The 14,944-nt window shown below is 64.3% G+C and carries 12 protein-coding genes; 11 read left to right on the forward strand and 1 reads right to left on the reverse strand.

Annotated elements, in window-relative coordinates; translation table 11 throughout:
* Window positions 1-2 precede the first annotated feature (2 nt).
* From murG to murB, 3 genes are read left to right on the forward strand one after another with little or no spacing between them, the layout of a single operon-like run.
* The gene (murG, locus tag HHL25_RS03345; RefSeq protein WP_169587253.1) at window positions 3-1,124 is read left to right on the forward strand and encodes an undecaprenyldiphospho-muramoylpentapeptide beta-N-acetylglucosaminyltransferase; all 1,122 of its coding nucleotides are present in this window, start codon (window positions 3-5) and stop codon (window positions 1,122-1,124) included.
* Entirely contained in the window at window positions 1,121-2,533 is a 1,413-nt protein-coding gene (gene murC, locus HHL25_RS03350; RefSeq protein WP_169587255.1) for a UDP-N-acetylmuramate--L-alanine ligase, read from the forward strand. Before murG ends, murC begins: the two co-directional genes overlap by 4 nt.
* A complete protein-coding gene (gene murB / locus HHL25_RS03355) occupies window positions 2,533-3,507 on the forward strand; it encodes a UDP-N-acetylmuramate dehydrogenase (RefSeq protein WP_169587257.1) in 975 nt (324 codons plus the stop codon). The genes murC and murB overlap by 1 nt, the downstream gene beginning before the upstream one ends.
* Before the next feature lie 15 nt (window positions 3,508-3,522).
* On the opposite strand, the gene HHL25_RS03360 is transcribed toward murB, so the two are convergent.
* Complete coding sequence (locus tag HHL25_RS03360) at window positions 3,523-4,623, reverse strand: metallophosphoesterase (protein ID WP_315853017.1); 1,101 nt, start codon at window positions 4,621-4,623, stop codon at window positions 3,523-3,525.
* Window positions 4,624-4,768: 145 nt separating this feature from the next.
* Here HHL25_RS03360 and HHL25_RS03365 point away from each other — a divergent pair, with 145 nt between their 5' ends.
* From HHL25_RS03365 to recN, 8 genes are all read left to right on the forward strand, one after another.
* The gene (locus tag HHL25_RS03365) at window positions 4,769-5,620 is read left to right on the forward strand and encodes a GGDEF domain-containing protein (RefSeq protein WP_169587261.1); all 852 of its coding nucleotides are present in this window, start codon (window positions 4,769-4,771) and stop codon (window positions 5,618-5,620) included.
* A 229-nt stretch (window positions 5,621-5,849) separates the two neighbouring features.
* Complete coding sequence (locus HHL25_RS03370; RefSeq protein WP_169587263.1) at window positions 5,850-6,776, forward strand: D-alanine--D-alanine ligase; 927 nt, start codon at window positions 5,850-5,852, stop codon at window positions 6,774-6,776.
* A 20-nt stretch (window positions 6,777-6,796) separates the two neighbouring features.
* Window positions 6,797-7,696 (forward strand): cell division protein FtsQ/DivIB, encoded by a 900-nt coding sequence (locus HHL25_RS03375; RefSeq protein ID WP_169587265.1) that lies wholly within the window; start codon window positions 6,797-6,799, stop codon window positions 7,694-7,696.
* Complete coding sequence (ftsA, locus tag HHL25_RS03380) at window positions 7,693-9,024, forward strand: cell division protein FtsA (protein WP_169587267.1); 1,332 nt, start codon at window positions 7,693-7,695, stop codon at window positions 9,022-9,024. Before HHL25_RS03375 ends, ftsA begins: the two co-directional genes overlap by 4 nt.
* Before the next feature lie 100 nt (window positions 9,025-9,124).
* On the forward strand, window positions 9,125-10,876 hold the full coding sequence (gene ftsZ, locus HHL25_RS03385) for a cell division protein FtsZ (protein ID WP_169587269.1): 1,752 nt from the start codon (window positions 9,125-9,127) through the stop codon (window positions 10,874-10,876).
* 281 nt (window positions 10,877-11,157) lie between these two features.
* Entirely contained in the window at window positions 11,158-12,114 is a 957-nt protein-coding gene (gene lpxC / locus HHL25_RS03390) for a UDP-3-O-acyl-N-acetylglucosamine deacetylase (RefSeq protein ID WP_169587271.1), read from the forward strand.
* Window positions 12,115-12,420: 306 nt separating this feature from the next.
* Window positions 12,421-13,230, forward strand: coding sequence for an outer membrane protein assembly factor BamD (locus tag HHL25_RS03395; protein WP_390624491.1), 810 nt, complete (start codon window positions 12,421-12,423; stop codon window positions 13,228-13,230).
* Window positions 13,231-13,262: 32 nt separating this feature from the next.
* Window positions 13,263-14,936: a DNA repair protein RecN gene (gene recN, locus HHL25_RS03400; protein WP_169587274.1), complete on the forward strand. Its 1,674-nt coding sequence runs from the start codon at window positions 13,263-13,265 to the stop codon at window positions 14,934-14,936.
* Window positions 14,937-14,944 lie beyond the last annotated feature (8 nt).

Consider the following 14,944-nt stretch of genomic DNA (forward strand, 5'->3'; position numbering starts at 1 on the left):
TCATGAGCAAAGGCATCATCCTGCTTGCCGCCGGCGGTACCGGCGGCCACCTGTTTCCGGCGGAAGCACTCGGCCACCTCTTGGCCGAACGCGGTTATTCGGTCCATCTCGTCACCGACAGCCGGGCGGAGCGCTATGCCGGCATGTTCCCGGCCGAGGCGATCCACACCGTTGCCTCAGCCACGATCGGCTCGAAAAACCCGGTGGCGCTCGCCCGGGCGCTTTGGGCGCTGTGGAAGGGGTTTCGCCAGGCAAAGCAGCTGGTGCGCAGCCTGAAACCGAAGGCCGTGATCGGCTTCGGCGGTTATCCGACCGTGCCGCCCGTTCTGGCCGCAGCCGGGCTCGGCGTGCCGACGCTTCTTCACGAACAGAATGCGGTGATGGGGCGTGCCAACAAGGCGCTCGCCTCCCGCGTCAAGGCGATTGCCGGCGGCTTCCTTCCGGAAGGCGGCACGTTTTCGGCCAAGACCGTGGTCACCGGCAATCCGGTGCGTCCCGCGGTGATCGCCGCGTCGTCGGTGCCCTATTCGCCGTCTGAGCCCAGTCATCCGTTCCGCCTCGTCATTTTCGGCGGCAGCCAGGGCGCACAGTTCTTTTCGTCCGCGCTGCCGAATGCGATCAGCCTGCTCGACGAAGGGCTGCGCCGGCGCCTGACGGTCACGCAGCAGGCGCGTCCGGAAGACTTGGAGCGGGTCAAATCCTGCTATCAGAAGCTTGCCGTCCCGGCCGAGGTTTCGCCCTTCTTCACCGACATGGCGGCCCGCATCGCCGCCGCCCATCTGGTCATCTGCCGGTCCGGCGCCTCGACCGTGTCGGAGCTCTCGGTGATCGGCCGTCCGTCCATCCTCGTTCCCTATCCCTATGCGCTTGATCACGACCAGGCCGCCAATGCCGCGGCGCTGGCAGCGGCCGGCGGCGCGAGCGTCATCGCACAGTCCGAGCTTTCGCCGGAGCGGCTCGCTAAGCTGCTCGCCCACGCCATGGAGGAACCGGAACGGCTCGCAAGGGAAGCGGAGGCGGCGCGCACGGCCGGCAAGCCGGATGCAACGCGCTTGCTCGCGGACCTCGTTGAGTCTATTGCCGCGGGCAAGGACATTGCTCACGTGAAGGGAGCCAATCAATGAAAATGCCGAAGTCGATCGGGCTGGTCCATTTCATCGGGATCGGTGGGATCGGGATGAGCGGTATCGCCGAGGTGCTGCACAATCTCGGCCATCGGGTCCAGGGTTCGGACCAGGCCGACGGTGCCAACGTCCAGCGGCTGCGCGCCAAGGGCATCGAGGTGTTTGTCGGCCACAAGGCCGAAAACCTCGGTGACGCGGAAGTCGTGGTCGTGTCGACAGCCATCAAGAAGGACAATCCCGAGCTGGTTGCCGCCCGCGAGAAGCTGTTGCCGATCGTGCGCCGCGCCGAGATGCTCGCCGAGCTGATGCGCTTCCGCAATGCGATCGCCATCGGCGGCACGCACGGCAAGACGACGACGACCTCGATGGTGGCGGCGCTGCTCGAAGCCGGCAATCTCGACCCGACGGTCATCAATGGCGGCATCATCAACGCCTACGGGACCAATGCCCGCATGGGTGAAGGCGAGTGGATGGTGGTCGAGGCCGACGAATCGGACGGCACCTTCCTGAAGCTGCCGGCCGAGGTGGCGATCGTCACCAATATCGACCCCGAGCATCTTGACCACTACGGCAATTTCGACGCCGTTCGGGCCGCCTTCCGCCAGTTCGTCGAGAACGTGCCCTTCTACGGCTTCGGCGTTATGTGCCTCGACCATCCGGAAGTGCAGGCGCTGGTCAGCCGGATCGAGGACCGCAAGGTCATCACCTATGGCGAGAACCCGCAGGCCGACGTGCGCTATTCGAACGTCCGCCTCGAGGGCACCCATTCGATCTTCGACGTCGAGATCCGCCGCCGCCGGACCGGCCGGGTGTTCAGCTTCAAGGATCTCCGGCTGCCGATGCCGGGCCGCCACAACGTGGCGAATGCCTGCGCCGCGATCGCGGTGGCGAACCGGCTGGAGATCTCCGAGGAGGCGATCCGCAAGGGCCTGTCGTCCTTCGGCGGCGTCAAGCGCCGCTTCACGCTCACCGGAACCTGGAACGGTGTTCAGGTGTTCGACGACTACGGCCATCATCCGGTCGAGATCAAGGCCGTGCTGAAGGCGGCACGCGAGGCCTGCAAGGGCCGCATCATCGCGGTCCACCAGCCGCACCGCTATTCGCGCCTGGCGAGCCTTTTCGAGGATTTCGCCAACTGCTTCAACGATGCCGACACGCTGATGCTGGCGCCGGTCTACGCGGCGGGCGAGGATCCGATCGAGGGTGCGAATTCGGAAGCACTGGTCGAGCGCATCCGCTCCGGCGGCCACCGCGACGCCCGCTATCTGGCATCGCCCGACCAGCTCGCCTCGATCGTCTCGGGCATTGCGCAGCCGGGTGATTTCGTGATTCTGTTGGGTGCAGGTAACATTACCCAGTGGGCGGCAGCCCTGCCGCGCGAACTGGAAGCTTTTTCGGGAAAGTCTTGATGAAACAGGTTGATGGGGAAAAGCTGCTGGCCTCTCTGGGGCCCGGTGTCAACGAGTTGCGGGGGCGGCTGACGCCGGACGCGCCGATGGACCGCGTGACGTGGTTCCAGGCGGGTGGTCTTGCTGAGCTGATGTTCCAGCCGCACGACACCGACGATCTCGTCGCCTTCCTCAAGCTTCTGCCGGAAAGCGTGCCGCTGACCGTGGTCGGCGTCGGCTCCAATCTGCTGGTCCGCGACGGCGGCATTCCCGGCGTGGTGATCCGCCTGTCGGCCAAGGGTTTCGGCCAGGTCGAGCTGGACGGCGAGAACCGCATCCGTGCGGGAACGATCTGCCCCGACAAGCACATCGCCGCGATGGCGATGGACCACAACATCGGCGGCTTCCACTTCTACTACGGCATCCCCGGCTCGATCGGCGGCGCGGTCTTCATGAATGCGGGCGCCAATGGCGGCGACACGTCGGAGCGGCTGGTCGAGGTCGAGGCGGTCGACCGCAAGGGCAACCGCCATGTGCTGTCCAAGGCCGACATGGGCTACAGCTACCGCCATTCGAACGCGCCCGAGGGGATGATCTTCACCAGTGCTCTCTTCGAGGGCTACCCCGAAGAGAAGGCCAAGATCCGCGCCGACATGGATGCGGTGCGCCATCACCGCGAGACGGTGCAGCCGGTCAAGGAAAAGACCGGCGGCTCGACCTTCAAGAACCCGGAAGGCCACTCGGCCTGGGAACTGATCGACGAGGCGGGATGCCGCGGCCTGATGATCGGTGGTGCGCAGATGTCGTCGCTGCACTGCAACTTCATGATCAATATCGGCCATGCGACGGCCTATGACCTCGAATACCTCGGCGAGACGGTGCGCCAGCGCGTGTTCGAGAATTCCGGCATCAAGCTGGAATGGGAGATCAAGCGCCTCGGCATCTTCATGCCCGGCCGCGAGGTCAAGCCTTTCCTCGGAACGACGGTCGAGTGATCGTCGCCTGAGGGTTCAGCCCAACGGCTTGGCGTGGGCGGCGAGAAACCTGATGCCGCCCTTGTCGTCCGACGCCTCGGCCAGCACGACGTCCATGAACCGGTCGGTGATCCGGACGATGCCGAAGCCGCCCTTGTAGGCGGCCGTCGGTTTGACGATGTCGAGGCCGTCCGCCTGGTAGATCATCGGCGTGTCGTGCTCGTGGCCGTGGAAAAGCGCTACGACGTTATGGCCGGCGATCACGTCCCTGAAGGCCTGCCGCTCCGCGTCGCTCCACCAATGGGGCGCGCCGCTGCCCGCGTCATCGAACTGCCGGTTTGCCGGATCCCACCGTTCGCGTGAGAATGCGTCCCAGCCGTAATGCTGAAAAAGTACGACCGGGCGCCCGTCGGCGGCATAGGTCTCAAGATCGTGTTTCAGCCAGGGCAGGCCGCTCGCCGCTCCCTTTGTTGTGTCTCCGGCAAAGCGCTGCAACTGCACGAGATGAAGCGTCTCCCAGTTCCAGGAATAGCTGTCGGAGGCCTCGTCATAGTTGTCGGCGGGGTAGGGCGGCCTGAAGAAGACGCTGGGCTTGTGGTTCATCCGCACATAATCGCGCAGTTCGTCGCGATACCAGTTGACCTCCGGCGGTTTGCCGTCCTGGTCGAGGTCATGATTGCCGAGGCCGACATAGACGGGATACCTCACTCGTCCAGGACCGGGGCCCTCCTCGTAGCGTTGGGCGAACTGCCTGAGCTGGGCGCCTTCGCGGAGCAGCGCTGTCTGCCCGCCGCCATCGTCGGTGATGTCGCCGCAGGCGACGACACCGCGTGGGCTGGTGATCGGCTCGCCACCGCCGGTGAGCCCCGTCTGCCGGCCGTCGATCTCGGTCGGCCAGCGGAGCGTATGCACGTTGTTGAGTGCGGCGACGTGTTTCAGCAGGCTGGCATCGGTCTTTCCCTCGGTCGCGCAACCGGGGCTCAGCGCGTCGCCGATCCGGCAGGCATGCACGTCGTTGATGACGAGGAAGGTCACGTCGGTTCGCTTGCCGGCGGCGCTTGCCGGATGGCTCGCTTCGCCCGCAATGCCCAGAGCGGCAAAGGCGCCGGCACCCAAAATCTGTCGTCTCGTGATCACGCCTGCCTGCCTCCCGCATCCATGACGTGATCCTAGGGAGGATTGCGGGGAAAGGACAGATGTCGGCCGTTTGCAGATTCGAACGGCCGGTCGACGAAATGTTAAGCGGCCATGCTTATCCTGCGCCGGGACAAGGAGTGGCTTCATGGGTAATGCGACCAGAAACTGGATCGTCGGACAGCTTTCGCTCGGCGAGTTCGCGAGCCGGCGGGCCGTGGTGTCGCGTTCGATCTGGATGGCGGCAAAGATCGCCATGCTGGCCTATGCGATGAACATCTGCGCCCATTTTGCGCTCGTCGCGCTCGACCTGTTGCCCTACGCCCTCTTTCCGGCCCTGGTGATCGCCACGGTGCTTACGCCGCCCGTCTCCTTCATCGTCGCCGTCATCGCCTACAGCGTCGTCGGCTTTGCGATCTACGATCTCGGCGTCTCGCGGGCCGAGTTCGAGCGCATCAGCCGGACCGACATGCTGTCCGGCCTGCTCAATCGCCGCGCATTTCAGTCCGCCTTCGAGGCGAGTGGAGGCGAAGCCTCGCTCGTGCTCTTCGACATCGACCGCTTCAAGGCGGTGAACGATACCTTCGGCCATTCTGCCGGGGATGACGTCATCGTCGCCGTGGCGGACGTGATGCGCCGCAGCTTCTCACGCGGCGAGATCTGCGCCCGCATCGGCGGCGAGGAGTTCGCCGTGCTCTCCGAGGAGCCGCCGTGCGATCTCCTGTTGCGCGTCGAGCATGTTCGCGAGAGCATCATGGCTCTCAAGGTTCCCGCAGGAGAACGGCAGGTACGGGTCACCATTTCGGGTGGCATCGCCGATGTGGTCGCCGGACGGGCGTTCGGCGAGATCTTCTCCGAAGCCGATCGGGCGCTCTATGTGGCCAAGGCGAGCGGGCGCAATCGAATCGTGCGCTATCGTGACATCGACTCGCTTTCTCCGGGTGCGCTCTCCTTTCCCCAGGCGCTGAACGACGCGATCCCGGCGCTGCGCCGCGCCTGAGCAACGTTCCGCGAACTGCGCGCGAAGTCTTCACTTTTTCAATTCGTTAGAGCTGATTTAGCCGCGCGAAAAGCACCGGTTTTTCGTCTGCCGGGACGGTCCGGTTAACGAAAGTAAACACTTCATTAACCTTAATGTCGTTTAACTTAAGGAAAGGACGGGATCGGCCGAATGTGAACTCGCTGCCCGAAACGTCCGGTGTTTGATCTGGTGATTTTTGGGGACGTTGATGAGTGACAAGCATGTGGCCGTACTGATGGGTGGTCTTTCGTCCGAGCGGCCGGTCAGCCTCTCTTCGGGCAATGCTTGTGCCGAAGCCCTGGAAGGTGTGGGCTACCGGGTCACGCGTGTCGACGTGGATCGCAATGTCGGTCAGGTGCTGTCGGAGCTGCGGCCGGACGTCGCCTTCAATGCGCTGCACGGCCCGTTCGGCGAAGACGGCACCATTCAGGGCGTTCTGGAGTATCTTCAGATCCCCTATACGCACTCCGGCGTGCTCGCTTCGGCGCTCGCCATGGACAAGGGGCAGGCGAAGATCGTTGCCGCGAATGCCGGAATTCCGGTTGCGGAAGCGCGCGTCCTTTCGCGTTTCGACATCGGCAACGAGCATCCGATCGCGCCGCCTTACGTCGTCAAGCCGGTTCGCGAAGGGTCGAGCTTCGGCGTGGTCATCGTGCGGGAAGACATGGCGCATCCGCCGCAGTCCCTGACGTCCAGCGAATGGCGCTATGGCGATCGCGTGATGGTCGAGCACTACGTGGCCGGTCGCGAGCTGACCTGCGGCGTCATGGGCGACACGGTGCTCGGCGTGACCGAGATCGTTCCTCAGGGGCACAGCTTCTACGACTATGATTCCAAATATGTCGCCGGTGGTTCCCGGCACGTACTTCCTGCGGAAATTTCACCGAAAATTTACCAAAAAATACAATCATTGGCCCTTAAGGCGCATCAAGCGATCGGTTGTCGCGGAGTGAGTCGTTCGGACTTCCGTTACGACGATCGCTTCTCCGAAGACGGCGAGCTCATCTGGCTGGAAATCAATACCCAGCCCGGCATGACCCCGACCTCGCTGGTGCCCGAAATGGCCGCTCACATCGGTCTTGGTTTTGGTGAATTTGTCCGGTGGATGGTGGAGGACGCGTCTTGTTTGCGGTGAACGGCGAGAGATCAGCGGATATGGGTGGGCGCATCGACGCTGCCGCCATGTCTGTCGGGGAGGGACGTGTTCTTCCCCGTCCGATGCGCCGCGTCGTGCGGTTCGTCGTCAGTCTCTGCTCGGGCCGTATCGCCATTCCGGCGCATACGGGCAAGGTTTCGCTTGCCGGTTACTGCTCGGCCGTCGTTCTCTACGGCATCGTCGCCGGCGGTCATGGTCAGGCAGTCATGCAGTCGCTGACCACGGGTGCGGGTTTCGCGATCGAGGATGTCCGCGTCTCCGGCAATCAGCACACGTCGGAAATCGATATCCTTCAGCTGCTCGGCCTCGATGGATCGAGCAGTCTGCTCGGTCTCGACATCGTTGCTGCCCGTCAGGCTCTGGCTGAGCTTCCCTGGGTCGAATCGGCCGAGGTTCGTAAGGTCTATCCGCGTACCGTCGAAGTGGTCCTGCGTGAGCGTGAGGCCTACGGCATCTGGCAGCACGGCACCGAGCTGTCGCTCATCGAGCGTTCGGGCAGCGTGATTGCTCCGCTGCGCGACAACAAGTTTGCCAGCCTTCCCCTGTTCGTCGGGCGCGATGCGGAAACTGCCGCCGCCGCCGTCGAGGGTGAGTTCGAGAAGTTTCCGGGAATTGCCTCCCGCGTGAAGGCTTTCGTCCGCGTGGCGGGTCGTCGCTGGGATATCCACCTCGACAACGGCGTCATCGTCAAACTGCCGGAAGACAATGTCGGTCAGGCGCTGGCGCAGCTTTCGCGCCTCGATGCCGAGCAGCAGGTTCTCTCGCGCGATATCGCTGCCGTCGACCTGCGTCTTCCCGACCGCACCACGATCCAGCTGACGCCGGAAGCCCAGGAGCGCCGGATGGCGGCTGTCGAGGAGCGCCGCAAGATGCTCAAGAAGGTGGGGCAGAACATATGAGCCTGTTTGGTAGCTCCCACTTCGGTCTGCCGCGCATGAAGCCGCTGTCTTCGAAGCGCAGCCACGTCGTCTCCGTGCTCGACATCGGTTCGACCAAGGTCGTCTGCATGATCGGCCGCCTGACGCCGCGCAAGGAAAGCTCCGTGCTTCCGGGCCGCACTCACAATGTCGAAGTGATTGGCATCGGCCATCAGCGTTCGCGCGGCATCAAGTCCGGCGTGATCGCCGATCTCGATGCGGTCGAGAGTGTTGTCCGTCTCGCCGTCGATGCGGCCGAGCGCATGGCGGGTCTCACCGTCGAGAGCCTGATCGTCAATGTTTCCGCAGGTCGCATCGGTTCCGACGTCTATACCGCGACGATTGATCTCGGTGGTCAGGAAGTCGAATCGGGCGATCTCAAGAAGGTCCTCGTCGCCGCCGGCCAGCAGTCCCAGGGCAACGAGCGCGCCGTACTGCACTCGCTGCCGACCGGTTTCTCGCTCGACGGCGAACGCGGCATCCGCGACCCGCTCGGCATGTATGGCGACGTTCTCGGCGTCGACATGCACGTGGTGACCGCAGAGCGCGCCGCACTTCGCAATCTCGAACTCTGCATCAACCGGGCGCACCTGACCGTCGAGGGCGTCGTCGCGACGCCTTATGCGAGCGGGCTTGCCGCCCTGGTCGACGACGAGGTCGAACTCGGCTGCGCCGCGATCGACATGGGCGGCGGCATGACCACCATCTCTGTCTTCGCCGAGGGCAAGCTCATCCACACCGACGCCATCAGCATCGGCGGCCATCATGTGACGACCGACCTGGCCCGCGGCCTGTCGACCCGCATCGAGGATGCCGAGCGCCTGAAGGTCGTTCACGGATCGGCCCTCGCAAACGGTGCCGACGAGCGCGACATCGTCGCCGTTCCGCCGATCGGCGAGGACGACCGGGATCAGCCGGTGCAGGTGCCGAAGGCGCTGCTGACGAGAATTATTCGCGCCCGGATCGAGGAGACTCTTGAACTGTTGCGCGATCGGATTCAGAAGTCGGGTTTCTCGCCCGTCGTCGGCAAGCGAGTCGTCCTCACGGGCGGCGCCAGCCAGCTGACCGGTATGCCCGAAGCGGCTCGCCGCGTTCTGGCCCGTAACGTGCGAATCGGGCGCCCGATGGGGGTCGCCGGCCTTCCCGCCGCGGCCAAGGGTCCCGCATTTTCGACCGCAGTCGGATTGATGATTTATCCGCAGGTTGCCGATCAGGAAACGCATGCCGGCCAGGGTGGTCTGTTTTCCCCCTTCGGCAACGGAAACAGCCGTTTTGCCCGCATGGGTCAATGGCTGAAGGAAAGTTTTTGAGTTCAGTCCCGTCCCTCAATGAAGAGCGGTCGGGAGCGAAGAGTTGAAATGAAAATGGCCGGCGTGGCGATGCGGCCGGAGAAAAGAAGGAAGACTGACAATGACCATCAAGCTGCAGAAGCCAGATATCACCGAGCTGAAGCCTCGGATCACCGTGTTCGGCGTCGGGGGCGGCGGCGGTAACGCCGTCAACAACATGATCACCGCAGGTCTCCAGGGCGTCGACTTCGTCGTCGCCAACACGGACGCCCAGGCGCTGACCATGACCAAGGCAGAGCGAATCATCCAGCTCGGGGTCAACGTCACCGAGGGTCTCGGCGCCGGTTCCCAGCCGGAAGTCGGCCGCGCTGCGGCGGAAGAATGCATCGACGAGATCATCGATCACCTGAACGGCACGCACATGTGCTTCGTCACCGCCGGCATGGGCGGCGGCACGGGTACCGGTGCTGCTCCGGTCGTGGCTCAGGCCGCCCGCAACAAGGGCATCCTGACCGTCGGCGTCGTCACCAAGCCGTTCCACTTCGAAGGTCAGCGCCGCATGCGTCTCGCTGAGGCCGGCATCGAGGAACTGCAGAAGTCGGTCGACACGCTGATCGTCATCCCGAACCAGAACCTCTTCCGTATCGCCAACGACAAGACGACCTTCGCGGACGCCTTTGCCATGGCCGACCAGGTTCTCTACTCGGGCGTTGCCTGCATCACCGACCTGATGGTCAAGGAAGGCCTGATCAACCTCGACTTCGCCGACGTCCGTTCGGTGATGCGCGAGATGGGCCGTGCGATGATGGGTACCGGCGAGGCTTCGGGCCAGGGCCGCGCAATGCAGGCCGCAGAGGCCGCAATTGCCAACCCGCTGCTCGACGAGACCTCGATGAAGGGTGCACAGGGCCTCCTGATCTCGATCACCGGTGGTCGCGACATGACGCTCTTCGAAGTCGACGAAGCGGCAACCCGCATTCGCGAAGAAGTCGATCCGGATGCAAACATCATCCTCGGCGCGACCTTCGACGAAGCGCTGGAAGGCCTCATCCGCGTGTCGGTCGTCGCGACCGGCATCGACCGTGCCGCCGGCATGGTTGCCGGCCGTGGCTTCGACGCAGCTCCGGCTGCAAAGCCCCTTATCCGTCCTTCGGCGGCCGTTGCTTCGGCTCCGGCCGCAGTTCAGCCTGCAATGGCGCAGGCACCCAAGTCCATCGATCCGGTGGCAGAAACCATCCGTTCGGCGGAAGCCGAAATGGAACGTGAACTCGAAATCGCCATCGCTCGTCAGGCTGTTGCTACCGCACAGCCGGTCGCCGAGCCGGAATTCCGCCCGCAGAGCAAGCTGTTTGCAACTCCGGCGGTTGCCGAAGCACAGCCAGCCGTCCGCATGCCGGTCGAGCCGGTCGCCGCTCCGGCGCCGGTCATGAGCCGCCCGGCACCGGCCATGCAGGCACCGGTCGCTCCGGCTCCGGTTCGTCATGAACCGGTCGCCCCGGCCGTTCGCCAGACCGTCGAGCCGGTCCGCATGCCGAAGGTGGAAGACTTCCCGCCGGTTCTGCGCGCCGAGATGGACCACCGCGCTCATGCTGCAGCCCCGGCTGCCCAGGATGAACGCGGTCCGATGGGTCTCCTGAAGCGGATCACCAACTCGCTTGGCCGCCATCAGGAAGAAGAACCCGCCGCCGATATGAACGCCTCTGCACCGGCTCCGGCCGCCCCGCAGCGTCGCGCTCTTTCGCCGGAAGCCAGCCTCTATGCGCCGCGTCGCGGCCAGCTTGACGACCAGGGTCGCGCCACGCCCCCGTCGCGTTCGAGTCACGAGGACGACCAGCTGGAAATCCCGGCCTTCCTTCGCCGCCAGTCCAACTGATCGTAGGCTTTCTGTGATCAAGAGCCCGGGCCTGAAAAGCCCGGGCTCTTTGCGTTTCGGCAAGTCTCGCACAAGCTTCGTTTCGCGTGCATTTTCAACGCGGTGGTTTCGTTACAATGCGAAAGAAACAGTGATTTGGAATGTCCCCGGCCGGTCCGTATGTATGGAATCGGAATTGGGTTCGGATGCGTCGCGTCCGGTCCCCTTCAGCAGAGACAAAGGCGGTTCGAGCCTTGATGCCCCAGGGTATCGGAAGAACCGCATCCGAAAAGGCGCATTTCATGGCAATCGCATTGCTGGGTTTTCAGACCACCATCGCAGCACCGCTTAGCATCACGGGCATCGGCGTCCATTCCGGCCGTCCGGTCACGATCAACCTGCAGCCGGCGGAAGCGGGCACGGGCATCGTCTTCGTCCGCATGCACGAGGATGGCAGCTCGACGGAGTTCAAGGCGGTTTCCTCGCAGGTCGGCAACACCGATCTCTGCACGGTTCTCGGTTTCACGCCGGCCCGTTCGATTGCGACCATCGAGCATGTGATGGCGGCGGTCTATGCGCTCGGCCTGGACAATCTGGTGATCGAGGTGGATGGCGCCGAAATGCCGATCATGGACGGCAGTTCGGAAGCCTTCATCGATGCGATCGAACAGGTCGGCATCACCAATCTCGGCGTCAAGCGCCGCTACATCCGCGTCACCAAGCCGGTGCGCATCGAGGCCGGTGCCTCCTGGGCCGAGTTCCGCCCGTATGACGGCACCCGCTTCGAGGTTGAGATCGATTTCGAAACCCCGCTGATCGGTCGCCAGTCCTGGGCCGGCGACCTGACCGCCGAAAGCTTCAAGACCGAGCTTTCGCGGGCCCGCACCTTCGGCTTCATGCGCGACGTCGAGCGCCTCTGGGCCGCCGGTTTCGCGCTCGGCTCCTCGCTCGAGAATTCGGTCGTCATTTCCGACGATCACACCGTCATCAATGTCGAGGGCCTGCGCTACGAGAAGGACGAGTTCGTCCGCCACAAGACGCTCGATGCGGTCGGCGACCTGGCGCTTGCCGGTGCCCAGTTCATCGGTTGCTACCGTTCCTATCGCGGCGGGCACAAGCTCAACGCAAACGCCTTGAAGGCGCTTCTCGAAAACCGGGATGCCTATGAAGTCGTCGAGGCGCCGGCCCGCAGCCTGAAGGCGAGGGCACGCGAGTTCGTTGCGGTCAACGTCCCGGAATTCGCGCCCTGGTCGGCCTGATCGGTCCAATTACCTCCAGACTGGTGCCGGGAAGCGATTCCCGGCACTTTTTTTGATCTCCGGGCCTTTCGGAGGTGACGGGCGCTGGTCGACCGGGCGATCGACCATTTCAGGCTTTTCCTTCCGGCTTGCCACAAAAATGCGTTAAATCACGATCATTGCGTTGCTCTCCTGCCGCTTTTATGGCTAGAAACGCGTGTTGAAAGCGACTGTTTTTCAAGCGGCGCTGCTATCGGGAACTGTTGAATGAGTCATCTAGGGTCGGTCGTTGTGAATAAAGCCGCGCGTATTGCCAGTATATGTGTGATGATGACGGTGTCCGGTGCGCTGCTTGCGGCCTGCCAGTCCGATCCCGATATCGATATTACCAAGCTCGGCGTCGAAACCGATCCGCCGGACGTCCTCTACAACCAGGGCCTCGCCAACATCAAGGCGGGCAACATGGTCGAGGCGTCGCGCAAGTTCGACGCCGTCGACCGCCAGCACCCGTTCTCCGAATCGTCGCGCAAGGCGCTCGTGATGAGCACCTTCGTGAAGTACCGCATGGCGCGCTATACCGATGCGATCGCCACCGGCAACCGCTACATGAACCTCTATCCGCGTTCGGATGATTCTGCCTATGTGCAGTATCTCGTCGGTCTTTCCCACTGGAAGCAGATCGTCAACGTGACGCAGGACCAGAAGAGCTCGCTGCAGACGATCGACGCGATGCAGAAGGTCGTCGACAACTATCCGGACTCCGAATACGTCGAGGACGCCCAGGCCAAGATCCGCTTCGCCCGCGACCAGCTCGCCGGCAAGGAGATGCAGGTCGGTCGTTACTATCTCGAGCGCAAGGAATACCTTGCCGCCGTGTCGCGCTTCCGCGTCGTGATCGAGAAGTATCCGAACACCAACCAGATCGAAGAAGCGCTCGCGCGCCTGGTCGAGGCCTATTACGCGATGGGCGTCGCCCAGGAAGCGCAGACGGCCGCTGCGGTGCTCGGTCACAATTATCCCGACAGCCAGTGGTATGCAGATTCCTACAAGCTTCTGCAGACGGGCGGCCTCCAGCCGCGTGAAAACCCGGGTTCGTGGATCGCAAGGGCCGGCAAGTCGCTTCTTCTTGGTGGCTGACCCTTCTTTCCTGGTCATGAGATGAGTGTCCCATGCTGGTCCAGCTGTCGATCCGCGATATCGTCTTGATCGAGCGGCTGGATCTTGCCTTCGAGGCGGGTCTCTCGGTGCTGACCGGCGAGACCGGCGCGGGCAAATCCATCCTGCTCGACAGCCTGTCGCTCGCCCTCGGGGGGCGGGGCGACGGTTCGCTGGTGCGCCATGGCGAGGACAAGGGGCAGGTGACGGCCGTGTTCGACGTCGGCATGGACCATGCCGCCCGGACCCTGCTGCGCGGCAACGGCGTCGATGACGACGGCGATCTTATCTTCCGTCGCATCCAGTCTTCCGACGGGCGCACCCGCGCCTATATCAACGACCAGCCGGTCTCGGTGCAGCTGATGCGCCAGGCGGGGCAGATGCTGGTCGAAATCCACGGCCAGCACGACGACCGGGCGCTCGTCGATACCGACGCCCATCGCATGCTGCTCGATGCCTTTGCCGGCCTTTCCGACGAGGCCGTCACGCTCGGCGAGCGCTATCGCCGCTGGCGCGAGGCGGACCGCGTGCTCAAGGCCCATCGCGCCCGCGTCGAGGCCGCCGCCCGCGAGGCCGATTATCTGAGGGCCTCGGTCGAGGAGCTGGAACGGCTCAGCCCGCGCGACGGCGAAGAGGACGAACTGGCCGAGCGCCGCGCCGTCATGCAGAAGTCCGAGCGCATCGCCGGCGACATCGCCGAGGCGTCCGAGTTCCTCAACGGCAACGCCTCGCCGGTGCCGCTGATCGCCTCGCTGGTGCGTCGGCTGGAGCGGAAGAGCCACGAGGCGCCCGGCCTGCTCGAAGACACCGTGCAGCTGCTCGATACAGCGCTCGACAATCTCTCCAACGCCCAGATGGAAGTGGAGAACGCGCTTCGCCGCACGGAGTTCGATCCGAACGAGCTCGAACGTGTCGAGGAACGCCTCTTTGCGCTTCGTGCCGCCGGCCGCAAATATGCGGTGCCGGTCACCGGCCTTCCGGCGCTGGCCGAGAAGATGATCGCCGATCTCGCCGAGCTCGATGCCGGCGAGGAAAAGCTCGGCGCGCTGGAGGCGGCTGTCGTCGAGGCCAAGGCCCATTACGATCATCTCGCCCTTGCGCTTTCGGCCAAGCGGCAGAATGCGGCCTCCGCGCTTTCCGAGGCGGTCATGGCGGAACTGCCGGCACTCAAGCTGGAGCGGGCACGCTTCATGGTCGAGGTGGCTGCCGATCCCTCTGCTGCGACGGCCGAAGGCATCGACACCGTCGAATTCCACGTGCAGACCAATCCGGGCACGCGTCCGGGGCCGATCATGAAGGTTGCCTCCGGGGGCGAGCTTTCCCGCTTCCTGCTGGCGCTCAAGGTGGCCCTGGCCGACCGCGGTTCTGCGCCGACGCTGGTCTTCGACGAGATCGACACGGGCGTCGGCGGTGCGGTTGCCGATGCGATCGGCCAGCGGCTGAAGCGTCTGTCTGCCAAGGTGCAGGTGCTGTCCGTCACCCACGCGCCGCAGGTCGCCGCGCGCGCTGCGACCCATCTCCTGATCTCGAAGGGGCCGAGCGGCGAGGGCGGCGAGAAGATCGCCACCCGGGTCGCGACCATGGAGCCCGAACACCGGCGCGAGGAGATCGCCCGCATGCTCGCCGGTGCGTCGATCACCGACGAGGCGCGCGCCGCGGCAGCCCGGCTTCTCGCCGGAGAAAACTGAGGCCGGGG

The organism is Rhizobium terricola, assembly GCF_012927355.1.
GTDB lineage: Bacteria > Pseudomonadota > Alphaproteobacteria > Rhizobiales > Rhizobiaceae > Allorhizobium > Allorhizobium terricola.